This is a genomic window from Cupriavidus sp. 96C5-1, from assembly GCF_057798855.1.
On sequence record NZ_JBYOJU010000028.1, the window covers coordinates 72,360 to 94,942 of the forward strand.

Genomic DNA, 22,583 nt, shown 5'->3' on the forward strand with positions numbered 1-22,583 from the left:
AGATGCAATTCGGAAGCCAACGGTTCGCGGTCTGGGTGGCTGCGTTCCTTTTATTCCTGGCGTTGGGCATGCACCCGGCAATGTCGAGTACCGGCGCCTATGAAGCCGCGCTGCCGGCCGATCTCGCCGACGCCAAGGCGCTGTGCGCGCTCGTGCCTTGCGCGGATGTGTTTCCCGGTGCCAAGCGTTTCTCTGAGCGCATGGGGCAGCCGCCCTATGTCGAAGCCTACGGAGCGTCCGAGGACGGCAAGAAGACGCTGCTTGGCTACGTGATGCTGTCCACCGACATCACCGATACGCCGGGCTACTCGGGCAAGCCGGTTGTCACCTTGATCGGCATGGACAGGCAGGGCCGCTTTACCGGCATCAAAGTGCTCAAGCATTCCGAGCCGATTCTGTTGTTGGGGATTCCTGAATCCGCGCTATTGAATTTCAACAAGCAGTATCTTGGCAAATCGGTGGCGGACAAGATCGAAGTCGGCCAGTCGCGTCCGGACGAAGGTGTGCTGGGCGTGGACGCGATCTCGGGTGCCACCGTGACCGTGATCGCGCAGAACCAGGTATTGACGGCTGCCACGGCCGCAGTGGCGCGTCAGGTCGGCATCCTGGCGCCGACGCGGCGTGATCCTGCGCGATTTGCCGTGAAGGGGCAGCGCTTGAGCTGGGCTGAATTGGTCAGGCAAGGCAGTATCCAGCATCTGTTGGTGCGGCCTGAACAGCTGGGGCTGGAGCGCGCCGCCGAACCCTTCATCGAGCTCTGGTTCGGCGACCTCAATCACCCCGACCTGGCTACAAACCTGCTTGGCGAACTGGGGTGGCAAAACCTGCGCGCCCAGCTAAAGGAGGGCGAGCACGCAATCTTCGTGGTCCGCACGGCTGGAACGGAATCATTCAAGGGCTCGGGTTTCGTGCGCGGCGGTATCTATGACCGGGTGCAGATCAAGCAGGGCTCCGACTCCTTCACTTTCCGTGACCTTGACTACCTGAACCTCTACGGCTTGACCGCCGCCGGCGCGCCGGCTTACACCGAGTCGGCCATCTTCGTGATCCGCTCACCGGCATTTTCGGCGGCGTATCCGTGGAAGCTGTCTTTGCTTGGCAATCGAGTCGACCGCGCCACCGGTACGCGCAGCTTTGTCAGCTTCGATGCGCCATACTGGCTGCCCGATGCCCTGTTGCAAGGCGGCCGTCCGCAGGTCGAGGAAGCCGTCGCACCATGGCAGCGGGTATGGCGCACGCGCGCGCCGCAGATTGCACTGTTTGTTGCGCTGTTGCTTGCGGTGACTGTGGCCTATGCGCTGCGCGAGCGTCTGACCCGCCGCGCCACGCACAAGAACAAATGGCCGGTCAACGTATTCAAGTACAGCGCGTGGGGCCTGAGCATCGGTTTCGTCGGTTTTGGCGCGATGGCCCAGCCGTCGATCACCCAGGTGCTGACGTGGTTCCACTCGTTGCTGTTCCAGTGGACCTGGTCCCTGTTCCTCACCGACCCTTTCATCTTCTGCTTCTGGATCTTCATCATCCTCACTGTGTTCCTGTTCGGACGTGGCCTGTTCTGCGGCTGGCTCTGTCCGTTCGGCTCGCTTTCGGAGGCGATCTACAAGGTTGGCGGGTGGATTGGCTTCAGGCGCTGGCAACGCCACCTGCCGCGCGCATGGCATGATCGGCTGAAGTGGCTCAAGTACGCCATCTTCTTCGGTCTGCTGGCGGTCTCCGTATTCTCGATGGGCCTGGCAGAGAAGCTGGCCGAAGTCGAGCCGTTCAAGACCACCTTCCTGGTCGGCATCGGACACCGCGCCTGGCCCTATGGCTTGTTCGTCTGCACCTTGCTGGGCCTGTCGCTATTTGTCGAACGCCCCTATTGCAAATACATCTGTCCGCTTGGCGCGGCGCTCGCCATGCCCAGCACGTTCCGCTGGTTTGGCCTGCGCCGCAAGCAGGATTGCAACACTTGCAAGGCGTGCGCGGTGGGCTGCGGTTCGCTGGCGATCGATGCCAACGGCCGCATCGACCATCGTGAATGCCTGCACTGCCTGGATTGCATGGTGCTCTATACCGACGTGAAGGGCTGCCCGCCGCTGGCGAAGGAGCGCAAGCGCCGTGAGCGTGCCGGCCTGGAGATCACGCCCATCGGCCGCGACGGCTATTTCATCCCGATCCAGCCTGTGCCCATGAACTCGCGCGTCGCGCAGGGCCCTGACCCGCGCATGCCGACCGATCCGGTATCGTCTCCGCACAAGGCTGGCGTGCGTGGCTGGCGCCGGCTGGTGCCTGGGTTGCTCGACCACTTCTGGCCCTGGAGCCGCGAGGGCTGGACCTCGGCACGCGCATTGCAGGTGGCCGGCATTTCGCTGGCGCTTGCGGTAAGCCTGGCCTGGGTACTGGCCGCCATGGGCCGGCTGTCGTCGGGGGCCATCATCGGCTGGTGGTTCGGGTGGAGCGTCTATGAGGTGCTGATCCGGCTGTCGGGACGCCGCTATGTCAAGGACGGTCCCTGGTGGCAGGATCGCTACCGTCACGCAAGCCTGATGGACATGCTCAGCTATGTGGGTTTCAAGAATCTGCTGATCGGCGCGGCGCTGTTCCTGACGTTGAAGGCCATGGGCCTATTGATCGCATGAAGTGTGTTCTGATACCGCTCCTGCTGGCTGGTGCACTGGCCTCTGCCCAGGCAGCTACATTGCCTGTCAGGCCCGGTCAGTCACTTCAGGCGGCGATCGATGCCGCTCGCGCTGGCGATGTACTGGAAATCGAACGCGGCATCTATGTCGGAAATTTCACCGTCGGCAAGGCGCTGACCTTGCGCGGGCTCGACCGGCCCACGCTCAGCGGCGGCCAGCATGGCGATACCGTGCGTGTGACTGCCCCCGATGTTGTCATCGAGAATCTGATCGTGCGCGACTCCGGCGACAGCTTGAAGGATCAGAACGCCGGCATCTATATCTGGCCCGGCGCGCACCGCGCCGTGGTGCGGCATTGCGACCTCACATACAACCTGTTTGGCTTGTGGATCGAGAAGGCTGACAACGTTCGCATCGAAGACAACACCATCACCGGCAAGCGCGACTACAACTCCGCGCAGCGCGGCAACGGCGTGGAGCTCTACAACACCCAGGGGGCCCGCATCATCGGCAACAACATCAGCTTCGTGCGCGATGCGCTCTACGTCGATGTCTCGCACCACGCGGTCTTCAGGAGCAACCGCCTGCACCACAGCCGCTATGGTACGCACTACATGAACTCCTACTACAACCTATGGGAGGACAACGACAGCCATGACAACCGCGGTGGCCTGGCGCTGATGGAGGTGCGCGACCAGATCGTACGCAATAACCGCACCTGGGGCAATTCCGACCACGGCATCATGCTCCGCACGCTGCAGGACTCGCGCGTGGAGAACAATATTGTTGCGGGCAACAACCGCGGATTCTTCATCTATGACGTCGAATACACGACGCTGCGCGGCAACCTGGTCATCGACAACCGCGTCGGCGTGCATCTCTCGGCCGGCTCCACCCGCAACGTCGTACAGGGCAACGATTTCATCGCTAACCGCGAGCAGGTGCGCTACGTCGGCGCGCGTGACGAGGCCTGGGGCGGCCGCAACGCCGCCGAGCGCGCCTCGGGAAACTACTGGAGCAACTATCTCGGCTGGGACCGCGACGGCGACGGCATCGGCGACCTGCCCTATGAAGCAAACGACATGGTGGACCGGCTGAGCTGGCGCCACCCGAGCCTGCAGCTGCTGCTGGCCAGCCCGGCAATACAGGCGCTGCGCTTCGTGAGCCGGCAATTCCCGGTGCTGCGCGTGCCCAGCATTGTCGATGCCTATCCGCGCATGCGGCCGGCCAACAAGAACTGGAGTAATTGGCGTGACAAGCAACATCCCGGCCATTGACGCCGCCATCGAACTGCGCGGTGTCAGCAAGCACTATGGCGCTGTCCATGCCGTCGACGGCGTGGACCTGCATGTGGGTGCCGGCGAGCTGTTTGGCCTGATCGGCCACAACGGCGCGGGCAAGAGCACCTTGTTCAAGATGATGCTTGGACTGATTCCGGCCAGCGCCGGCGAGATTCGCGTGGCGGGCGCTTCGGTGCGCGGGCGCGCTTTCCGCGCCGCGCGCCGCATGGTTGGCTACCTGCCTGAGAACCTGGTGCTGTACGACAACCTCAACGGACTGGAGACGCTGCGTTTCTTCGCCAGGCTCAAGGGCGCAGAGCCGGCGAGCTGTGGGTCGCTGCTGGCGCGGGTGGGCCTCGCGGATGCGGCGGCCAAGCCGGTGCGCGAGTATTCAAAGGGCATGCGCCAGCGCCTCGGCTTTGCCCAGTCGCTGCTAGGTGCACCGCGCGTGCTCTTCCTGGACGAACCCAGCAATGGCCTGGATCCGGCGGCCATCCGCACGTTCTACGCCATCCTGGAGGAATTGCGCGGGCAAGGCGTCACGATTCTGATCACGTCCCACATCCTGGCCGAGCTGCAGCAGCGCATCGACCGCCTCGCCATCATGGCCGGCGGGCGTATCCAGGCGATCGGCAGTGTAGCGGCGCTGCGCGAGCAAGTAGACCTGCCCTTGACCCTGGCGCTACGCGTCGAGCCCGGCGCGCGGGCCGAACTCCGGCAGCGGCTTGCGTCCCTGCGAACCCTGGGTGCGCAGGTCGAAGACGGGATGCAGGCGCAAACGCTGACCCTGCGTTGCCCACGCCCGCTGAAGATGGCTGCTTTGGCCGCGCTGCAGCCATTGGGGGGCCGCCTGCTGGATCTGCAGATCCACGAGCCCTCCCTGGAAGACGTCTTCTTCGGGCTGGGGAGCTGAGCATGATGCCTATCGAATGGCGGCAGATCGCCACGCTTGCGGCCAAGGAGTTCCGCGACCGCATGCGCAACCGCTGGGTGCTGGCGGTGGCCCTGGTGTTCACCGTGTTCTCGCTGGTGATCAGCTACTTTGGCGGTGCCGAGCAGGGCACGCTGGGGCCGCGCTCCATCGAGTTCGTGATCACCAGCCTGGTCAGCCTGGTGATCTACCTGATTCCGTTGATCGCTTTGCTGCTGGGTTTCGATGCGATCGTCGGCGAGCGCGAGCGCGGCTCGCTCGAGCTGCTGCTGGCCCTGCCGCTGACCCGGCTGGAACTGTTGCTGGGCAAATATCTGGGCCTGGCGGCAGCGCTCACGCTCTCTACGCTGGCCGGCTTTGCGCTGATGGCCGTGCTGCTTTACCGGCAATTCGGCTGGCCCGGGCTCTACCAGTATCTGGGATTCATGCTCAGCTCGACCTTGCTGGGTCTGGCGTTCCTGAGTCTCGCCATGCTGGTTTCGGTGGTGAGCCGGGAACGCACGCGCGCCTCGGGCTTGTCCATTGCGCTGTGGTTCGGCTTCGTGCTGGTGTTCGATCTGCTGCTGCTGGGCCTGCTGGTTGCCGGCGGGGGCGAGTTCGGCGGCGACGTGCTGGGCTATCTGCTGCTGCTCAACCCGACCGATGTGTTCCGTATCCTTAACGTCTTTTCGCTGGATCAGCTGCGCGGCCTTCCCGGCCTCGCCAGCATCATGCCGCCCGCACTGGCCAATCTCTGGCTGATGGGTGGGGCGATGCTGGCCTGGATCGTCGCGCCGCTGGCGCTGGCCACCTGGAGGTTCCGCACATGAAACTCAATCGTCGCCGACTGCTGCTGTTCATGCTGGCTGGCGCGTCGGGCCTGGCCGCCTGCGGCCGGCAAACCAGCGCATCCATCACCCCCGCCGAGATCGACGCCGCCAGCACCTGCGACCTGGATGGCATGTTGCTGGGCGACTACCCCGGGCCGAAGGCCCAGATCTACTACGCCGGCGATCCCAAGCCGCATTGGTGCTGCGATACAGTCGAGATGTTCAGTACCCTGCTCAAGCCCGAGCAGGTCAAAGCCATTCAAGCGGTGTTCGTGCAAGACATGGGGCGGGCCGACTGGGAACAGCCGCGCGGGCATTGGTTCGACGCCAAGACCGGCTTCTACGTGCTGGGCAGCAAGCGCCATGGCTCGATGGGGCCGACCGTCGCCAGCTTCCGACAAGAAGCTGACGCGCGCACCTTCATCGTCGAGCATGGCGGGAGACTGCTGCGCTACGCCGAGGTCAAGCCCGAAATGGTCGACCTGAGCGGAGGCGTACTGCATGACGGCCGGATGTAGCGATGTTGCTACGTCGCCTTGCCCCGGTGCTCCTCGTTGCGTCGACCGCCCTGCTACTGTCCAGCGGACATACCGTTCGCCAGGTCGAGCCGGAAGTGCCTTCCGACATCTGCTTCGTGGCACCGCCAACACCGTATGACCCCCGCTCCGGTGTGGCTTTGCTCGCGCCACGCGCGATTCCGCTCAATGCGCGTTGCCCCGTCTGCGGCGGCTTTGTTTCGCGCGCGCCTGACTGGGCGGCGCAGTTGATCTTCAGGAACGGTGACACCCAGTTCTTCGACTCGCCATTGAGCTTGTTCATCTATTTGCGGAACGTGAACCGCTACACACCGGGGCGGCGTACGTCGGACGTTGCGGCAAGCTATGTCCGTGCGATGGGAGACGGCCGCTGGACGCCTTCGCAAGAGGCGGTTTACGTTACCGGTTCATCGCTGCCCGGCCCCATGCGCGGGGGAAACTTGCCCGCTTTCCTTGATGTGTCCGATGCGCAGCGCTTCATGTCGAACCATGGAGGCGAGATCGTGCACCCCGCCAACATCACGGCGGCGCTGCTGCAAAGTCTGAACGCCAGGCACGCGCACTGAAACCGTCTCAGCCGCCGGAACGGATGACATCGTAAGCCGTGCCCGACCGACTGCTGTTATCCCTTGTCGCTCTATTGCACCAAGGGTGTGTCGGCCCCTTCGAGATCCACCCCCTCGATGACGGCCTGGCCAGCCAGCAGCCGCAGGTACTGGCGTAGCGCCGTGACGTAGGCTTGCTGGCGCAATCGCTGCGCCACTGCTGCGCTTACCGCCTCGAACGGTTGCACCTCGCCGCCTTCGCGCGCGCACACTTCGACCACGTGCAGGCCAAAGCGGCTATGCACCAGCCGTGGCAGGACTCCCACCTCCTGATGGCCAAAGAGTTCGCGAGCGAATTCCGGCGCGCAATCGCCCGCCTCCAGCCAGCCCAGGTCTCCCCCCCGGGCACCGCTGGGGCAATTCGAGAACTCGCCCGCTGCCCGCGCAAAGTGTTCGCCGGCGGACGCCGGGTCTTCATGGCAGCGCACTTCCACCAGCATGCGCTCGGCGCGCAGGCGCAGTGCATTGACATCCAGGCCGGGCGTCACCGCGAACAGGATGTGGCGGGCCAGCACACGCTCGCCGCGGCTGTACTGCGCAATATGGGCCGCGTGATGGCGCCGGCAAGCCTCCTCGCCTGGCTCGGGTACGTGCAGTTCGGTCTCCAGCAGGGCTTCGATGGCGGTGCTTGCGGCTTCGCTGATCACGCCGTCGGCTGCCCCGGCGTCGGTGCGATCGAGCAGCCCGGCGCGCTGGGCCGCCTGGCGCAGCAGTTCGGTGCAAGCGCGCTGGCGCAGTGCCTCCGGCGCAAGCGTCTCATCGTCTGAGTGCAGCGCCTGGCCGTTGACAGACGCGGCACGGGTAAAGACAGGATGGCTCATGGCGTGCTCCTCAACGGGATGGTCCGGACAGTGGCCGCTTCTCGCGTTCATGCCCCGCCGGCAGGTTCAGGCGGCGGCTGCGCACCACCTGGTAAGGACGGAACACGTAGGCCACTGCGGCGAAACCGCTCCAGACATGGACCAGGCGGGTGAAGGGGAAGACCAGGAACACGGTCATGCCCAGCACCATGTGGAGCTTGAACACCCACCCCACCCCTTGCATCAGATCTGCCGCGCCGCCGCGCAGCGTCATGATGCGCTGCGCCCATTCGGCCAGCACCAGCATCATGCTGCCGTCCAGGTGTTGGCCGGACAGCGGTATGGTGCCCAGCCCCAATGCCAGCTGCACCCACAGCAGCCAGAGGATCGCAATATCCCCGGGCCGCGAGGTGGCGCGGATACGCGGGTCGCCCAGGCGGCGATGCAGCAGCAGGCTCACCCCGATGAAGCCGAGCACGCCGGCCACGCCGCCCGAGACCATCGCCAGAACCTGCTTGGCACCGGCACTGATGAAATGCCCGTAGACCGCATGGGGCGTGAGCATGCCGAACAGGTGCCCGAAGAACAGGAACAGCACCCCGGCATGGAACAGGTTGCTGGCCCAGCGCAACTGCCCGGCGCGCAGCATTTGCGAGGAGTCGCTCTTCCAGGTGTACTGATCCCGGTCGAAGCGGATCAGGCTGCCGACCAGGAATACCACCAGGCAGATATACGGATACAGACCGAAGAAGAAGGTATCGAGGGCGGCAGTCATGATCACGCTCCGGTGACAGGTCCGGCGCGGCGGACGAAATGGATGGGCTGGGGCTCGCCGGGCTTGCTCTGGCCGCGCGTGGCGCAGCCGTCGAAGGCCGGCGGCTCCGCCCAGGCCTCGTCGAGCGATTCTTCAGGCGGCAGCCGTACCGGCTCGACGCGCTCCCCAGCCAGTTCCAGCACGGCCGCGATGGCGGCATGATACGGGCTGTGACGCTCGGCCAGCGCGCTATGCACGGCATTGAGGATGTGCGCCATCTCGGCCAGGAACTCGCGCGCGGTCGGTGCGGGCTGGGTGGCGGCGAACTCCAGCACTACAGGCAGATAGTCGGGCAGCTCGCCCGGCCCCAGGAACAGGCCGGCGGCCTCATAGGTCTGCAGCAGATCAACCAGCGCCTGGCCGCGCTCGCGCGAGTCGCCATGCACATGCTCGAACAGGTGCAGCGCGGTGGCGCGGCCACGGTCGAAGGTGTCGACGTAGCGTGCCTCGAGTTCATAGGGGTCACGACGCCGCATGCCGTCGACCAGCGCCAGCAGGCTGTCCCGCCCGGCATCGCTGAGCGAGCGGCTCGCCGCCACCAGATCCCGCATCGGCACCAGGGAAGCACGCAGTTCCTCCCCCGGATAGGCCAGCAACCGGGCCAGCACCAGGCAAATTCGCGCATCGAATGGTTTCATGGCAGCATCCTCTACAGGGTTGCCTTGATCGGAATGGTCCGCCTCTTCTTGCCGCCGAACAGGCTTGTCTCGCTAGTGCCGTCGGAGCAACCGTTGCCGAACGAGAAGCCGCAGCCGCCGCGCAGGTCGAAGGCGTTCTCCGCGTACTCCCGGTGCGCCGTGGGAATGACGAAGCGATCCTCGTAGTTGGCGATCGCCATCACCTGGTACATCTGCTCGACCTGCGCCACGCTCAGCCCGGCCTGCTGCAGCGCCGCCAGGTTCTGGCGTCCTTCCACGTGCTTGTCGCGCTGGTACGCGCGCATGGCCAGCAGCCGCTCCAGCGCGCGCACCACCGGTGTGGTGTCGCCGGCGGTGAGCAGGTTGGCCAGGTACTTGACCGGGATGCGTAACTGCTTCACGTCGGGAATCTCGCCGTTGATGCCGACCTCGCCCGCGTTGGCCGCAGCCGTGATTGGCGAGAGCGGCGGCACGTACCAGACCATTGGCAGGGTGCGGTACTCCGGATGCAAGGGCAGCGCCACCTTCCAGTCCACTGCCATCTGGTAGACCGGGCTGCGGCGCGCACCCTCCAGCCATGACTCGGGCACGCCGTCCGCGCGGGCCTGCTCGATGACCTTGGGATCGTTTGGATCGAGGAAGATGTCGAGCTGCGCCTGGTAGAGATCACGGTCATGCTCCACGCTGGCCGCCGCTTCGATGCGGTCCGCATCGTAGAGCAGTACGCCGAGGTAGCGGATGCGGCCGACGCAGGTTTCCGAGCACACGGTGGGCTGGCCGGCTTCGATGCGCGGATAGCAGAAGATGCACTTCTCCGCCTTGCCGCTCTGCCAGTTATAGTAGATCTTCTTGTAGGGACAGCCGGACACGCACATGCGCCAGCCGCGGCACTTGTCCTGGTCGATCAGCACGATGCCGTCCTCTTCCCGTTTGTAGATCGAGCCGGACGGGCAGGACGCCACGCAGGTTGGGTTCAGGCAGTGCTCGCACAGGCGTGGCAGATACATCATGAAGGTGTTCTCGAACTGCCCGTAGATCTCCTTCTGGATGTCGTCGAAGTTGCGGTCCTTGGAGCGTTTGGCAAACTCGCCGCCCAGGATTTCCTCCCAGTTCGGCCCCCATTCGATCTTCTCCATGCGCTTGCCGGTGATCAGGCTGCGCGGGCGCGCGGTCGGAGCGGTGCGGGACTCCGGCGCCGACTGCAGGTGGTCGTAGTCGAAGGTGAACGGCTCGTAGTAGTCGTCGATCTGCGGCAAGTTGGGATTGGAGAAGATGCGCATCAGCAGCTTCCATTTGCCGCCCTGGCGCGGCTCGATGCCGCCATCGGCCTTGCGCACCCAGCCGCCGTTCCAGCGCGCCTGGTCTTCCCATTCCTTGGGGTAGCCGATGCCGGGCTTGGTCTCCACATTGTTGAACCAGGCGTACTCCATGCCGGGACGGTTGGTCCAGACGTTCTTGCAGGTCACCGAGCAGGTATGGCAGCCAATGCACTTGTCCAGGTTGAGAACCATGCCGATCTGTGCGCGGACTTTCATCGTCGATCTCCTTCTTCTCAGACGGCGCCGGGGGCGTCGGCGCTGGCGGGTTCGTCCAGCCAGTCGACCCGGTCCATCTTGCGCACTACCACGAATTCGTCGCGATTGGTGCCGATGGTCCCGTAGTAGTTGAAGCCGTAGCTGTACTGCGCATAGCCGCCGATCATGTGGGTGGGCTTGAGCACCACGCGCGTGACCGAGTTGTGGATACCGCCGCGCAGGCCGGTGATTTCCGAGCCGGGGGTGTTGATGATCTTCTCCTGCGCGTGGTACATCATCACCATGCCTGGCTTGATGCGCTGGCTCACCACGGCACGCGCGGCAAGGGCGCCGTTGGCGTTGAAGAGCTCGACCCAGTCGTTGTCGACGATGCCGGCCCGCCCCGCATCGTCTTCCGACAGCCAGACCACCGGCCCGCCGCGATTGAGCGTGAGCATGATCAGGTTGTCGGTGTAGGTCGAATGGATGCCCCACTTCTGGTGCGGCGTGATGAAATTCAGCGCGATTTCCGGGTGGCCGTTGGGCTTCTTGCCGAGCATTGCATCGACGTTCTTCAGGTTGACCGGCGGCCGATAGCTCACGAAGCCTTCGCCGAAATCGCGCATCCACGGATGGTCCTGGTAGAACTGCTGCCGCCCGCTCAGGGTGCGCCAGGGGATCAGTTCGTGCACGTTGGTGTAACCCGCGTTGTAGCTCACCTTCTCGCTCTCCAGCCCGCTCCAGGTCGGCGAGGAGATGATCTTGCGCGGCTGCGCCTGGATATCGCGGAAGCGGATTTTCTCATCCTCGCGATACAGCGCCAGGTGGGCGTGCTCGCGCCCGGTAATGCGGCCGAGCGCCTGCCATGCCTTGACCGCCACGTGGCCGTTGGTTTCGGGCGCCAGCATCATCACGACTTCCGCTGCGTCGATATCCGTGTCGATGCGCGGCAAGCCCTGGGTGACGCCCGCCTCCTGTACCGTGCCGTTGAGTTCGCCCAGCGCCTGCACCTCACTTTCCGTGTTCCAGCTGATCCCTTTCCCCCCATTGCCGATGCGCGTCATCAGCGGCCCGAGCGCAGTAAAGCGTTGATAGGTATTGGGATAATCGCGCTCCACCACGTTGATCTGCGGCGCGGTCTGGCCGGGAAGCAGATCGCATTCGCCCTTCTTCCAGTCCCGCACGCCGAAAGGCTGGGCCAGTTCGGCCGGCGTGTCATGCATGAGCGGGGTGAGCACCACTTCCTTTTCCACGCCAAGGTGGCCCACACAGACCTCGCTGAACGTCTTTGCGAACCCCTTGTAGATCTCCCAGTCGTTGCGTGCCTGCCAGGCCGGATCGACGGCAGTGGAAAGCGGATGGATAAAGGGATGCATATCACTGGTGTTGAGATCGTTCTTCTCGTACCAGGTCGCCGTCGGCAGCACGATGTCGGAATACATGCAGGTGGTGCTCATGCGGAAATCGAGCGTGACCAGCAGGTCCAGCTTGCCCTCGGGCGCCTGTTCGTGCCAGCGCACTTCCTCGGGCTTGGCATCGTCGGGACCCAGGTCCTTGCCCTGCACGCCGTGGCTGGTGCCCAGCAGGTGCTTGAGGAAATACTCGTGCCCCTTGCCCGAGGAGCCGAGCAGGTTGGAGCGCCACACGAACATATTGCGCGGCCAGTTGGCCGGGTGATCGGGATCCTCGCAGCTCATTTTCAGCGAGCCGTCCTTGAGGGACTGGACCACGTAATCCCGCGTGTCCAGCCCGCGCTGCTGCGCGTCGCGCTGCACCTGCAGCGGATTGGTCTGCAGTTGCGGCGCCGATGGCAGCCAGCCCATGTGCTCCGCGCGCACGTTGTAGTCGATCATCGAACCGCTGTAGCGCGCCGGATCGGCCAGCGGCGACAGGATCTCGTCCACGCCCAGCTTCTCGTAGCGCCACTGGTCCGTGTGGGCATAGAAGAAGCTGGTCGAGTTCATCTGGCGCGGCGGACGGATCCAGTCCAGCGCGAAGGCCAGCGCGGTCCATCCGGTCTGCGGCCGCAGCTTTTCCTGGCCCACATAGTGCGCCCAGCCACCGCCGCTCTGCCCAACGCAGCCGCACAGCATCAGCATATTGATGATGCCGCGATAGTTCATGTCGCAGTGGTACCAGTGATTCATCCCCGCGCCGATGATCACCATGGACTTGCCCCGGGTCTTGTCGGCGTTGTCGGCGAATTGCCGCGCCACCGCGACGACCTGCTGGCGCGGCACGCCGGTAATGCGTTCCTGCCAGGCGGGCGTAAAAGGGACCTCGTCGTCGTAGCCCGCCGTGGCGGCACCGCCCTGCTGTTCCCCCGGCAGCCCGCGCGCCACGCCGTAGTTGGCCGCCAGCAGGTCGAATACCGTGGCCACCAGCGTTTCGCGCTGCCCGCCCTCTTCCTGCAATGCCAGGCGCGCCGCCGGCACGCGCCGCACGATCACGTCGCCGGCGGTCTTGCTCGCCGTGAAATGCGGCGTGTCGATGCCGCCGAAGTATGGGAAGCCGACGTCGACGATTTCATGGGGCTGGGCGCCATCCTCCACCACCGACAGCTTGAGCTTCACGGCTTCGCCCTGCCTTGCCTCCTTGCTCTCCAGGTTCCATTTTCCGGCGTCGGGCCGGCCGTCCGGGCCCCAGCGGAAGCCGATCGAGCCGTGCGGCAAGGCTACCTTACCCTGCTCGTCGAAGCCGACCGTCTTCCATTCGGGATGGTTCGCCTGCCCCAGTGCATCGGCGAAATCGCTGGCGCGCACATAGCGATCGGGCACCAGGGTCTTGCTGCCGTCGGGCAGCGCGTGTTCCTTGAGCGCGACCAGTAAAGGCAGGTCCGTATACCGGCGTGCATAGTCGTCAAAATAGGCGCTGCGCCGGTCGAAGTAGAACTCCTTGAGGATGACGTGGCCCATCGCCATCGCCAGCGCGGCGTCGGTGCCCTGCTTCGGGTGCAGCCACAGGTCGGCCAGCTTGGAGACCTCCGCATAGTCCGGGGTCACCGCCACCACCTTGGCGCCCTTGTAGCGCACCTCGGTAAAGAAGTGGGCATCCGGCGTGCGCGTCTGCGGCACGTTGGAGCCCCAGGCGATCAGGAAGGTGGAGTTGTACCAGTCGGCGCTTTCCGGCACATCGGTCTGTTCGCCCCAGGTCTGCGGGCTGGCGGGCGGCAGGTCGCAGTACCAGTCGTAGAAGCTCATGCAGACCCCGCCGATCAGGCTGAGGTAGCGGCTGCCGGCCGCGTAGCTCACCATGCTCATCGCCGGGATCGGCGAGAAACCGATCACCCGGTCGGGGCCGTGCTTCTTGATGGTGTACACGTTGGCTGCCGCGATGAGTTCATTCACCTCATCCCAGCTGCTGCGCACGAACCCGCCCAGGCCGCGCTGCTGCTGATACTCGCGGCGTGCCGCGTCGTCTTCGACCACCGCCGCCCAGGCGTCCACGGCACTCTTGGCCACCGCCCGCGCCGCCCGCCAGTGTTTGAGCAACCGGCCCCGCACCATCGGGTACTTGACCCGGTTGGCGCTGTAGAGATACCAGGAATAGCTCGCGCCGCGCGCGCAGCCGCGCGGCTCGTGGTTCGGCAGGTCCGCGCGCGTGCGGGGGTAATCGGTCTGCTGGGTTTCCCAGGTCACGATGCCGCCCTTCACGTAGATCTTCCACGAGCACGAGCCGGTGCAGTTGGTGCCATGGGTGGAGCGCACGATCTTGTCGTGCTGCCAGCGATTGCGGTAGGCGTCTTCCCAGGTGCGGTCCTCGCCTGTGGTCTGGCCGTGGCCGCCGGAAAAACGCTCGCGCGGCTGGCTGAAATAGGTAAGGCGATCGAGAAAATGGCTCATTGGGGGGCTCCGGTATCTGTTGTGCAGATTGCGATCGTGCTCAGCACGGCATCTCGGCGCCGCGGCGCGCGTAGTACCACCAGGTAATCCCCACGCAAAGGAGGTAGAAGACGATGAATATCCACAGCGCGGCCTCGGGGCCGCCCGTCGCGGCGATGGCTGTGCCATAGCTCTTGGGAATGAAGAAGCCGCCGTAGGCGCCCAGTGCTCCGGCAAAGCCCAGCGCGGCCGCCCCCTCGGTATTGCCTTCCTTGGTGGTCCGGGCCTGCGCCTCCTCGCCGGCACCGTCCACCTCGCGCAGCTTCTGGTTGAGGAAGATCACCGGGATCATGCGGAAGGTCGAGCCATTGCCGATACCGGTGGTCAGGAACAGCACCAGGAACATCAGGAAAAAGCCGGTGAAGCTGCCCTGCGCAGGACCAGCCTGCAGGGCATAGGCGCCCGCGCCCTTTGGCAGGAAATACAGCACGCCGACCACCGCCAGCGCCATCACCATGAAATTCCAGAGCGTGACGGACGCGCCGCCCAGCCGGTCGGCCAGCCAGCCCCCGACCGGCCGGATCAGCGCGCCGAGCAGCGGCCCCAGCCAGGCATACGCCAGCGGGTTGACATCGGGAAACTGGCTCTTGATCAGCAGCGGGAAACCCGCGGCAAAGCCGATGAACGAGCCAAAGGTGCCAAGGTAGAGCACGCACATCAGCCAGTTGTGCTTGCGTTTGAAGATGGCCGCCTGCGCAGCGAATGAAGCCCGGGCGTCGGCAATGTCGTTCATGAAGAACCAGGCCGCCAGCGACGCCAGCGCGATCCAGGGGATCCATATATAGGCAGCGTTTTGCGCCCATACCTGGCTCATCTGGCCGGTCTTGCCGACAATGGTCTGCGGATCGCCGCCAAAGATGCCGAGGATGCCCACTGAAACGACCAGCGGGCTCAGGAACTGCACCACCGAGACGCCAAGATTGCCCAGCCCCGCATTCACGCCCAGCGCGGAGCCCTTGTGCTCCTTGGGAAAGAAGAAGCTGATATTGGCCATGCTGGAACTGAAGTTGCCGCCCCCGAGGCCGCACAGCAACGCCAGCAACAGCATGGTGGGATAGCTGGTGGTCGGGTCCTGCACCGCTATGCCGATCCCGATGGCGGGAATCAGCAAGGACGCGGTGGAAATCGCGGTCCAGCGGCGCCCGCCGAACAGCGGCACCATGAAGGAGTAGAAGATGCGCAGCGTCGCGCCCGATAGCGCCGGCGCAGCCGCCAGCCAGAAGAGCTGGTTGGTCGAGTACTTGAAGCCAAGTTGCGGCAGGTTGACCGCCACCACGCTCCACAATTGCCAGATCCCAAACGCCAGGAACAGCGCGGGTACGGATATCCACAGGTTCAGCTTGGCGATCGCCTCACCCTCGCGCTCCCAGAATGCCCGGTCTTCGGGGGTCCAGATGGTCAGCACCCGGCCGCCGCCGGACTGCTTCGGTGTGTCTGCGACGGTTCGGCTCATCTCAGTCTCCAGGCGCAATCAGGACGCTCACCCAACTCCAATCTAGGTGCCAGTCGCAAAGTGCGAAATCCCTCGACCAGGTAGGCCGGCATGTCCGGAAGGAGGATGGCTACAGAAGGAAAAGCGCTCCGGCCATAGTTCGAAAGAACTATGGCGGGCCGCGCTCAGGCGCCGCTGCGCGCGGCCAGGAAGACGGCCGCCTGCACCCGCGAACCAAGGTTGAGCTTGCGCAGGATGTGCTGGACATGGATCTTCACCGTCGTCTCGGCGATGTCCAGCTGGCGCGCGATGGCCTTGTTGCTCGCTCCGCTGGCGATACGATGCAGGATCTCCAGCTCCCGCGGCGAGAGCACGGCAAGCGGATCGGCAGGTACGGGAAGCGCTGCGGCGCATTCCGGACCAGCATGCACGGCCTGGAATGCGGCGGCCAGCTTGAGCGTCATCTCGGGGCTGATGGCCGACTGCCCCTGCAGGGTCTGGTGGATGGCCGCCACCAGGGCGGCGCCTTCGATGTTCTTGAGCACATAGCCGTCCGCCCCCGCCTTGAGTGCCGCGCCCAGGTCGCGCTCGTCCTCGCTGACCGTCAGCATCAGCACGCGTGCGTGCGGCGCGGCCTCCCTGAGCCCGGGCAGCGCATCGATCCCCGTCACTCCGGGGAGATGGTTATCGAGCAATATGACGTCCGGCTGCAGGGCCTGGGCGCGACGCTGGGCCTCGCCGGCGTCTGCGGCCTCGCCGACAACCCGCAGCGCCGGTTCCTGCGCCAGCAAGGCGATCAGACCGCGGCGGAACAGGGTATGGTCATCCACGACCAGGAGGCGGACGGGATCAGTGGCAGGCATCGGTTTCCCCCATCAATGACACTGCACGGTATCGGCCAATTGCGCTGGCCGGGACAACGCTTCGCGCTGCGGTGGTGGCTGGTGCGGTGGCAGCGTCAGGATGACCTGCGTGCCCACACCGCTGGTTGAGCTCAGTGCTACGGTGGCGCCGATGCGCTGCGCGCGCTCGTGCATGATGCGCAAGCCTACGTGCAACTGAGCAGATGGCGGCTGTTGCGCGACGTCGAAGCCAAGGCCGTCGTCGCGCACCTCGAAGCGCCACGCCGCAGCCTGGCGCACGTAGACCCAGACCTGTTTTGCCTGCGCATGCTTGCGTATATTGGAGAGCGCCTCCTGTATGACATGCAATACCTGGACCTGCACGTCGGGCATCAAGGGCACATCATGTCCTTCGATGCGCAGATGCGTGCGCAAGCCTGTCTGGTGCTCGAACTTCTGCAACGTGGTGCGCAACGCGGGCTCGATGTCTTCATGGTTGGTACGCGTGCGGAAATGCACCAGTAGTTCGCGCACGTCGCTATAGGTTTCATGCACGCCGGTCTCGATCTCTGCGAGCACCCGCTCGACCGCGGGCGCGTCACTGCGGCCGAGCGCGCTCCTCATCAGCTCCACCTGGATCCGCAGAAAAGCCAGCGACTGGGCGATCGAATCGTGGAGTTCCTGGGCCAGCAGGCCCCGCTCCTGGGCCACGGTGGCTTCTTTCTCGAGTGCGCCTGCGCGTAGCCCCTCTATCGCACTCGCAAGGTGGGCCGCAAGGCCTTCAAGCAGGGAGCGATCCTCCTCCGCCAGCACGGTCTCTTCCAGGAAAAACAGATCGATCTCGCCAAGTACACGCTGCTGCAGTTTCACCGGCACGGAAACAAGTGTCCGGTATCCAGCTTGCGCACACCGGATCGACGGATCAGTGGGCATCCCCCGGATAGGTATGACCCGCAACTGCGCGGTGCCCGCAGCCTGGCCGCAATAGCAAGCGCCCGGGTGCAGACAGCGCTCCTGCTCGATCATCACCTGGGGCAGGCAGTCGCCCGCCAGCAAGTGATAGCGCTGATTGGCTGCATCGGACCAGCGGATTGCTACCGCGTCGGCATGGGCAACAGCGCGAAGCTTGCGCGCAAATCCCTTTGCCAGCTCGTCGAGCGTGGTCGCCTGCGCCATCTGGCCGCTCATCTCATACAAGGCAGCGAGGCGCATGCGATCGCGCTCCAGCCGCGCGGTCTTTTCGTTGACGCGTTGCTCGAGGTCGCCATACATCGCCTCCAGGTTTGCGGCCATATGATTGAAGCCATCGGCCAGTTCGCCAAACTCGTCCCTGGAGGTCACTTCCACGCGCGCGCTGAAATCCGCGGCTTCGACACGCTGCAGACCGCGCCGCAAGCGCGTCAGCGGCTCCACAATGATCAGGTAACCCGCATAGAGCAGTGTCACCGCGCTGCCAATGGCCAGGGCCACCATCGCAAGCTGGATCATGTGCAGGCGTGAGGTCCACAGGGAAAGCTGCGACTCGATGCCGGACACCAACGCGTCGACCGCGGCTGCGAGGCGGTCGACATCACGCATCGGGGCAGGCTTGCCAGACAGCCAGCGCGCGTGCAATGGGGCCCAGTCCTTGCGCACCCTGGCGAACTGCGCCAGCGTCTCGGCATTCCACGGGACGAAAAGAGGACGTGCGGGGTCGCCATCCGCCAGCCGCGCCAGGCTCTGCTCGAACTGCCGCAGCCGGGGCGTCGCCGATTCCATCGAATCGCCCTGCTCCATGGCCAACTCGATCCGATAGCCCTGCATGCGCATCCGACCCGCTTCGTTGACGGCCGCGGCGCCCCCCTCGATCTGCCAGGTGACCCAAAGCGTGAAGCCGATCGACGTCAGGGCAAGGCCCAGCACGCCAGCACCGATCATCATCAGCTTGGTCAGCAGGCTCCGGCACGGCTGGCGCATTGAGGAACTCCGGATTGAACGTTCTGCTACCGCAGAACCGTTGCTGCCTGACAAAAAATCGCAGCCGCTGGCACCGCCCGTCTCCGCCGACGCTACGTCGCCAGCAAAGTAGCGACCAAGTGCGGAGATGTCATCTTCTCCTGCAAGCCGTCTCATTTGGCTTCGCGCAAGGGCCCGCAAAAAATAGCCCCGACTGAAAGAAATATATTCAAAGCCACGCGAGATAGTTTGATGTATCGCAAGCTGAATGGCATGCGGACTTTCAATATGGACAATGCGCCGCATCTCTCCCGATGCTATCGATCCGGTCTAGGATCCACGGATACGACTTCAACGGCGTATGCCGAACATCTTTCCGCCAGCAGCCCGTTTCGCCTGTTCGACACCACACAGCAGGACGCAGGCCCGCAGGTGTAGTTGCACTCCCATTGATCCTGGTCACGTGCGCATCCCTCAAAACGGCCTAAGGTCTGTCTCAGGTAACGGATTCCCAGAAAGATGGCAAAGAAATTTCCTTTGTATCCGAATCATCCCGAGCGGATTTGCTGGGGATGCGACAAGTATTGTCCCGTTGATTCGATGGGATGTGGAAATGGCTCGAGTCGCACACAGCACCCGGTTGAATTGCTTGGAGAGGACTGGCTCGCATACGGAGACTGGGGCATCGCTCCCCCAGAGAAGGCGGGCGAAGTGCCAGGCAAGCCGGACGACTGATCTGGCTGCCATCGAACCGCAAGACGGAGTTTGTCAGGAAAGGAGGCCAGGATCACGCCGTGCCGGGCCATTTGCTCCGGCTCGCAACGTTGGCCACCTGTAAGATCAAAGCGCAGACACGATCAGACCGTTGCGAGGAGGCTCGTCTGGCTCGCAGGCCCACTCTTGCCAGGATGATCGGCATCGCCCGATTGCGCAATGCGTCAGCGCTTCCGTCAAGTCAGGCACGGAGCACGCGGACAGCCTCCTGACCAGCGAAGGCGCTGAGCCACTCCGCAGGCGATACCTGCCGCGACTTCCGCTACGGAATCGACTCCCCTTGCGCTGGGCGGCGGAACGGATCGACTTCCACCGGCGTGGCGACAATATGATAAGGGACCAGCGGCCCCAATCATTGCGCCAGGCTCACCCCGCTTTCCACTTGCAAGGCGTGCCTCGCCGCATGAGATGCCGATGAGGTCAAGCTCAGCGCAAAAACGCCTTCCCGGTAGCTCTCCCCCAGATCAATTCCTGCCACAAATGAAAAAAACGCTAAAATCACCGGCTCATCTGGCAGGCTTGAAGCCGCCAGCGCATCACCCCGCTCCATCTTGACATCGAAGGCAATGAGAAGCAGAACGCTTTACCTGAAGGGCGCAGTCCTGTTGGCCATGGCGGCCATTCCCGCAATGACGCTGGCGCGCGACTACCGCGCACCCGGCACGCTCGGCAAAGGCGCGCAGGTGCATCATTTCGTGCTGCGCGATCCGGCCAGCGGAGACGTCATGCCGGAGACGCGCTACCGGCTGTTCCTGCCGGGCCACCGGATCGCCGGCATCGCACCCCAGTCGCAAGAGCAGGACAGCGTCATTTTCGGGATCACCGACAAGCGGGGCAATACCGTCTCGGTCCGTCTGCCGAAACGTTACGCGAGGAGCAAGTGGATCCTCAACCCGATCGTCGGCGACGGCAATTTCGGCGAAGCGTTCTCAATGCGCGACTCGCAGCGCGGACAACCGTTGCCAGGCATGCCCTATGTGCTCGACCTCAAGGATGGCTACCTGTTCTGCAGCAAATCGGACAGCCGGGGCGACACCTATTATGCGCAGAGCCACGAGGCCCGCACCCTCAGCCTGGACTACGCCCTGGGAGCGCTCGAGCCGGCCGACTACGCCTGGTGCAAGCGCGAGGCCGACACCATCGCCGCCATGCCTGCCGACGCCGGGCCGGCGGCCGTCTTCCGGCAGATGTTGGCCAGCTATGCGGCCGACAGCGAAACGCTCGGCGCGGATTTCCAGGCGCGCATCCGCCGCAAGCTGATCGACCTGTCGATCGCCAGCCGGGACAGCAGGCAACTGGATCTCGCCCTCGGCCTGGCACCGCTTGAGCAGGACCAGCTGAACGGAGTCGGTTACGCCCTGGCCGATGCGAACTGGATGGTCGAGCGTGCCCTGCCCCTGATCGACGAGGCCCTTGCCCATGCCCCGGACGACCCCTACATCCTGGACAGCAAGGGCTGGGCTCTCTTCCGCCTGGGCCAGTCCGAGCAGGCGCTGGGCTATATCAATCAATCCCTGGCCGCCTTCGGCGAGGGCACCGAAGGCAACCTGTCTGCCCGGGTCGAGAGCCTGGTCCATAAGGGCGAGGTACTTTGGCAATTGCAACGGCAAAACGAAGCGCGCGAGGCGTTCGCCGCCGCCAGCGATCTCGCTCCCGATCATGAAACGCTGCTGCAGACGCTCGCGCGGCTGCATGTGGAACTGTCTTGACCACAGGACGCAGCCCGGGGCCGCCTATGCCCCGAGGCAGCGTCCGAGCCACGCTGCCGCGCACCTGCCGCGCCAATGGCATCCGCGGCTCGCGGGCAGCAATCGATGAAGATACCAACCAGGAAGCCCCGCCAATGAAGCTCCAATCCCGATCGCTCACCGTGCTTATCGCCGCCTTGCCGCTGGTGCTCGCCGCCTGCGGCAACAAGGAACCCGAACAGCGCGCGGCGTTCACGCAATTCCTGCAAACGCGAATCGTCGACAAGCCAGGCGTGCACGTGCCGCAACTCAGCGCGGCGGAGAAGGCATCGTTCGGCGACTACGCTGCGCAATATGCAGTGATCACCGATTTCAACGCAGGCATGAACAATTCAGTCAAACCGCTGGGCAACATCGTGCAAAAAGGCGCCATGCGCTCCCTCGGCGACATCGTGGCGCACCGCGACGAGGTGAAGGCCGCGCGCGACATGCTGTCCGGGATGCGTGGCGCACTGGACGCCGAGCAGGCCAAGGCCGACGCAGCGCATGCGCAATTGAAGCAAGCGGACGACTTGAAGGCGGTCTACGACAAGGCATACGACAAGACCGTGACGCTGCCGGCCAACACCTTCAAGGAAATATTCCCGCAAGTCGATGCCGCGTTCGCCAGCGGGCTGAAGATCGTCGATTTCGTGGAGGAAAACAAGGCCCGGATCGAGATCTCCGGACTTGTGGTAAAGGTGCAGAGCCCCGCGGTGCAGGCCGATCTCAACAAGCTGCTGCAGGAGATGAACGAGCATGCAAGAGGCGTGAACCAGGCGCAAAGCCGTCTGCGTTCCGTCATGCTGGGCAACTGATTTCCGGAAGTTGGGGCCGGGTGTCCACGTGGGATTTTCGTGACCCGTGGGACTGCTGCGCGCATGGCGCCCGGTTGCATGACCTGCAAAGAGCCCTCGCGGACAACATGCCTGGCTACAGCCGTCGCTTCGCCGGCCGCATGGAAACCGGCAAGGACACGGTGTCCGATCCGGCCATGGGCAGCGTCGCGGTGGGCGACCAGGTCAAGATCGCCTGATCGGCCCGATCGGGGCGGACGCCCGAATGAATCCGCCCCGTCCTTTCCTGTCAGACCGGTGGCCACGCTATCGGCGTGGACAGCGATGCACCCGCAGCGCTACAGAAGGATCTCTTCCACCCTATCCCTGCCCCACGCGAAGCCCGCCTGCTCTGCCTCGGCGAGCGACGCGAACCGATGGTTCGCATCGCGATGCCGCAGCATGGGAGGGGCCTCGCCCTTGGCCACGTCGACCTGAATGGTCCAACGGCTCTCGTTCAGGTAGCCGGAGTGGAAGCTGCGCACAAGGATGCGATAGCCGCGGTACTGAATGTACCGCTCACGAAGCAGGTTCGACACGGTCATTGCCTTTGATACACCAGCGGCGGCCTGCCTTTGCATTGGGGGCGGCTAGCTTGAGCACGATGA

19 protein-coding genes are annotated in these 22,583 nt (G+C 64.5%); 9 read left to right on the forward strand and 10 right to left on the reverse strand.

The features are described 5' to 3' along the window. Nucleotides 1–2 precede the first annotated feature (2 nt). Genes AC3FOF_RS26765 through AC3FOF_RS26790 form a run of 6 tightly spaced genes read left to right on the forward strand, consistent with a single transcriptional unit; the run spans nt 3 to nt 6,743 of the window. Nucleotides 3–2,621 (forward strand): 4Fe-4S binding protein, encoded by a 2,619-nt coding sequence (locus AC3FOF_RS26765; protein ID WP_017226791.1) that lies wholly within the window; start codon nt 3–5, stop codon nt 2,619–2,621. Beyond that, a complete protein-coding gene (locus tag AC3FOF_RS26770; protein ID WP_276263565.1) occupies nt 2,618–3,898 on the forward strand; it encodes a nitrous oxide reductase family maturation protein NosD in 1,281 nt (426 codons plus the stop codon). Before AC3FOF_RS26765 ends, AC3FOF_RS26770 begins: the two co-directional genes overlap by 4 nt. Continuing rightward, a complete protein-coding gene (locus tag AC3FOF_RS26775) occupies nt 3,873–4,814 on the forward strand; it encodes an ABC transporter ATP-binding protein (protein ID WP_488728329.1) in 942 nt (313 codons plus the stop codon). Before AC3FOF_RS26770 ends, AC3FOF_RS26775 begins: the two co-directional genes overlap by 26 nt. Nucleotides 4,815–4,816: 2 nt before the next feature. Further along, nucleotides 4,817–5,641, forward strand: coding sequence for an ABC transporter permease (locus tag AC3FOF_RS26780; protein WP_017226787.1), 825 nt, complete (start codon nt 4,817–4,819; stop codon nt 5,639–5,641). Further along, nucleotides 5,638–6,159, forward strand: coding sequence for a nitrous oxide reductase accessory protein NosL (locus AC3FOF_RS26785; protein WP_017226786.1), 522 nt, complete (start codon nt 5,638–5,640; stop codon nt 6,157–6,159). Before AC3FOF_RS26780 ends, AC3FOF_RS26785 begins: the two co-directional genes overlap by 4 nt. Before the next feature lie 2 nt (nt 6,160–6,161). Continuing rightward, nucleotides 6,162–6,743, forward strand: coding sequence for a nitrous oxide reductase accessory protein NosL (locus AC3FOF_RS26790; protein ID WP_488728330.1), 582 nt, complete (start codon nt 6,162–6,164; stop codon nt 6,741–6,743). 71 nt (nt 6,744–6,814) lie between these two features. On the opposite strand, the gene AC3FOF_RS26795 is transcribed toward AC3FOF_RS26790, so the two are convergent. The 8 genes from AC3FOF_RS26795 to AC3FOF_RS26830 all read right to left on the reverse strand — a co-directional run bounded on the left by AC3FOF_RS26795 (nt 6,815) and on the right by AC3FOF_RS26830 (nt 18,659). Beyond that, nucleotides 6,815–7,603 (reverse strand): peptidylprolyl isomerase, encoded by a 789-nt coding sequence (locus AC3FOF_RS26795; protein WP_488728331.1) that lies wholly within the window; start codon nt 7,601–7,603, stop codon nt 6,815–6,817. Between the two features lie 10 nt (nt 7,604–7,613). Beyond that, nucleotides 7,614–8,357, reverse strand: coding sequence for a respiratory nitrate reductase subunit gamma (gene narI, locus AC3FOF_RS26800; RefSeq protein WP_017226783.1), 744 nt, complete (start codon nt 8,355–8,357; stop codon nt 7,614–7,616). A 2-nt stretch (nt 8,358–8,359) separates the two neighbouring features. After that, nucleotides 8,360–9,034 carry a nitrate reductase molybdenum cofactor assembly chaperone gene (gene narJ / locus AC3FOF_RS26805; protein WP_488728332.1) on the reverse strand — a complete coding sequence of 225 codons (675 nt, stop codon included), beginning with the start codon at nt 9,032–9,034 and terminating at the stop codon, nt 8,360–8,362. A gap of 11 nt (nt 9,035–9,045) precedes the next feature. Beyond that, nucleotides 9,046–10,569: a nitrate reductase subunit beta gene (narH, locus tag AC3FOF_RS26810; protein WP_488728333.1), complete on the reverse strand. Its 1,524-nt coding sequence runs from the start codon at nt 10,567–10,569 to the stop codon at nt 9,046–9,048. A gap of 17 nt (nt 10,570–10,586) precedes the next feature. Further along, complete coding sequence (locus AC3FOF_RS26815; protein ID WP_488728334.1) at nt 10,587–14,390, reverse strand: nitrate reductase subunit alpha; 3,804 nt, start codon at nt 14,388–14,390, stop codon at nt 10,587–10,589. A gap of 40 nt (nt 14,391–14,430) precedes the next feature. Next, nucleotides 14,431–15,882: a NarK family nitrate/nitrite MFS transporter gene (locus AC3FOF_RS26820; RefSeq protein WP_488728335.1), complete on the reverse strand. Its 1,452-nt coding sequence runs from the start codon at nt 15,880–15,882 to the stop codon at nt 14,431–14,433. A 164-nt stretch (nt 15,883–16,046) separates the two neighbouring features. After that, complete coding sequence (locus AC3FOF_RS26825) at nt 16,047–16,724, reverse strand: response regulator (protein WP_488728336.1); 678 nt, start codon at nt 16,722–16,724, stop codon at nt 16,047–16,049. Nucleotides 16,725–16,736: 12 nt separating this feature from the next. Next, entirely contained in the window at nt 16,737–18,659 is a 1,923-nt protein-coding gene (locus AC3FOF_RS26830; RefSeq protein WP_488728352.1) for a type IV pili methyl-accepting chemotaxis transducer N-terminal domain-containing protein, read from the reverse strand. A gap of 498 nt (nt 18,660–19,157) precedes the next feature. Here AC3FOF_RS26830 and AC3FOF_RS26835 point away from each other — a divergent pair, with 498 nt between their 5' ends. Continuing rightward, entirely contained in the window at nt 19,158–19,373 is a 216-nt protein-coding gene (locus AC3FOF_RS26835) for a DUF3079 domain-containing protein (protein ID WP_276263564.1), read from the forward strand. A gap of 391 nt (nt 19,374–19,764) precedes the next feature. On the opposite strand, the gene AC3FOF_RS26840 is transcribed toward AC3FOF_RS26835, so the two are convergent. Then, nucleotides 19,765–19,962, reverse strand: coding sequence for a hypothetical protein (locus AC3FOF_RS26840; RefSeq protein WP_488728337.1), 198 nt, complete (start codon nt 19,960–19,962; stop codon nt 19,765–19,767). A 16-nt stretch (nt 19,963–19,978) separates the two neighbouring features. Here AC3FOF_RS26840 and AC3FOF_RS26845 point away from each other — a divergent pair, with 16 nt between their 5' ends. Both AC3FOF_RS26845 and AC3FOF_RS26850 read left to right on the forward strand, forming a co-directional pair. Continuing rightward, a complete protein-coding gene (locus tag AC3FOF_RS26845; protein ID WP_035811544.1) occupies nt 19,979–21,121 on the forward strand; it encodes a tetratricopeptide repeat protein in 1,143 nt (380 codons plus the stop codon). A gap of 134 nt (nt 21,122–21,255) precedes the next feature. Continuing rightward, nucleotides 21,256–21,957, forward strand: a complete 702-nt coding sequence (locus AC3FOF_RS26850) for a DUF3053 family protein (protein WP_035811542.1) — start codon at nt 21,256–21,258, stop codon at nt 21,955–21,957. Nucleotides 21,958–22,274: 317 nt separating this feature from the next. Here the strand turns inward: AC3FOF_RS26850 and AC3FOF_RS26855 are convergent, their stop codons facing one another. Further along, the gene (locus AC3FOF_RS26855) at nt 22,275–22,520 is read right to left on the reverse strand and encodes a hypothetical protein (RefSeq protein WP_017226773.1); all 246 of its coding nucleotides are present in this window, start codon (nt 22,518–22,520) and stop codon (nt 22,275–22,277) included. Nucleotides 22,521–22,583: the final 63 nt, after the last annotated feature.

Coding starts and splice junctions, on each gene's coding strand:
- AC3FOF_RS26765 (WP_017226791.1), top strand. CDS start 3: ATGCAATTCGGAAGCCAACGGTTCGCGGTCTGGGTGGCTGCGTTCCTT.
- AC3FOF_RS26770 (WP_276263565.1), top strand. CDS start 2,618: ATGAAGTGTGTTCTGATACCGCTCCTGCTGGCTGGTGCACTGGCCTCT.
- AC3FOF_RS26780 (WP_017226787.1), top strand. CDS start 4,817: ATGATGCCTATCGAATGGCGGCAGATCGCCACGCTTGCGGCCAAGGAG.
- AC3FOF_RS26785 (WP_017226786.1), top strand. CDS start 5,638: ATGAAACTCAATCGTCGCCGACTGCTGCTGTTCATGCTGGCTGGCGCG.
- AC3FOF_RS26790 (WP_488728330.1), top strand. CDS start 6,162: ATGTTGCTACGTCGCCTTGCCCCGGTGCTCCTCGTTGCGTCGACCGCC.
- AC3FOF_RS26795 (WP_488728331.1), bottom strand. CDS start 7,603: ATGAGCCATCCTGTCTTTACCCGTGCCGCGTCTGTCAACGGCCAGGCG.
- narI (WP_017226783.1), bottom strand. CDS start 8,357: ATGACTGCCGCCCTCGATACCTTCTTCTTCGGTCTGTATCCGTATATC.
- narJ (WP_488728332.1), bottom strand. CDS start 9,034: ATGAAACCATTCGATGCGCGAATTTGCCTGGTGCTGGCCCGGTTGCTG.
- narH (WP_488728333.1), bottom strand. CDS start 10,569: ATGAAAGTCCGCGCACAGATCGGCATGGTTCTCAACCTGGACAAGTGC.
- AC3FOF_RS26815 (WP_488728334.1), bottom strand. CDS start 14,390: ATGAGCCATTTTCTCGATCGCCTTACCTATTTCAGCCAGCCGCGCGAG.
- AC3FOF_RS26820 (WP_488728335.1), bottom strand. CDS start 15,882: ATGAGCCGAACCGTCGCAGACACACCGAAGCAGTCCGGCGGCGGCCGG.
- AC3FOF_RS26825 (WP_488728336.1), bottom strand. CDS start 16,724: ATGCCTGCCACTGATCCCGTCCGCCTCCTGGTCGTGGATGACCATACC.
- AC3FOF_RS26830 (WP_488728352.1), bottom strand. CDS start 18,659: ATGCGCCAGCCGTGCCGGAGCCTGCTGACCAAGCTGATGATGATCGGT.
- AC3FOF_RS26835 (WP_276263564.1), top strand. CDS start 19,158: ATGGCAAAGAAATTTCCTTTGTATCCGAATCATCCCGAGCGGATTTGC.
- AC3FOF_RS26840 (WP_488728337.1), bottom strand. CDS start 19,962: ATGGAGCGGGGTGATGCGCTGGCGGCTTCAAGCCTGCCAGATGAGCCG.
- AC3FOF_RS26845 (WP_035811544.1), top strand. CDS start 19,979: ATGAGAAGCAGAACGCTTTACCTGAAGGGCGCAGTCCTGTTGGCCATG.
- AC3FOF_RS26850 (WP_035811542.1), top strand. CDS start 21,256: ATGAAGCTCCAATCCCGATCGCTCACCGTGCTTATCGCCGCCTTGCCG.
- AC3FOF_RS26855 (WP_017226773.1), bottom strand. CDS start 22,520: ATGACCGTGTCGAACCTGCTTCGTGAGCGGTACATTCAGTACCGCGGC.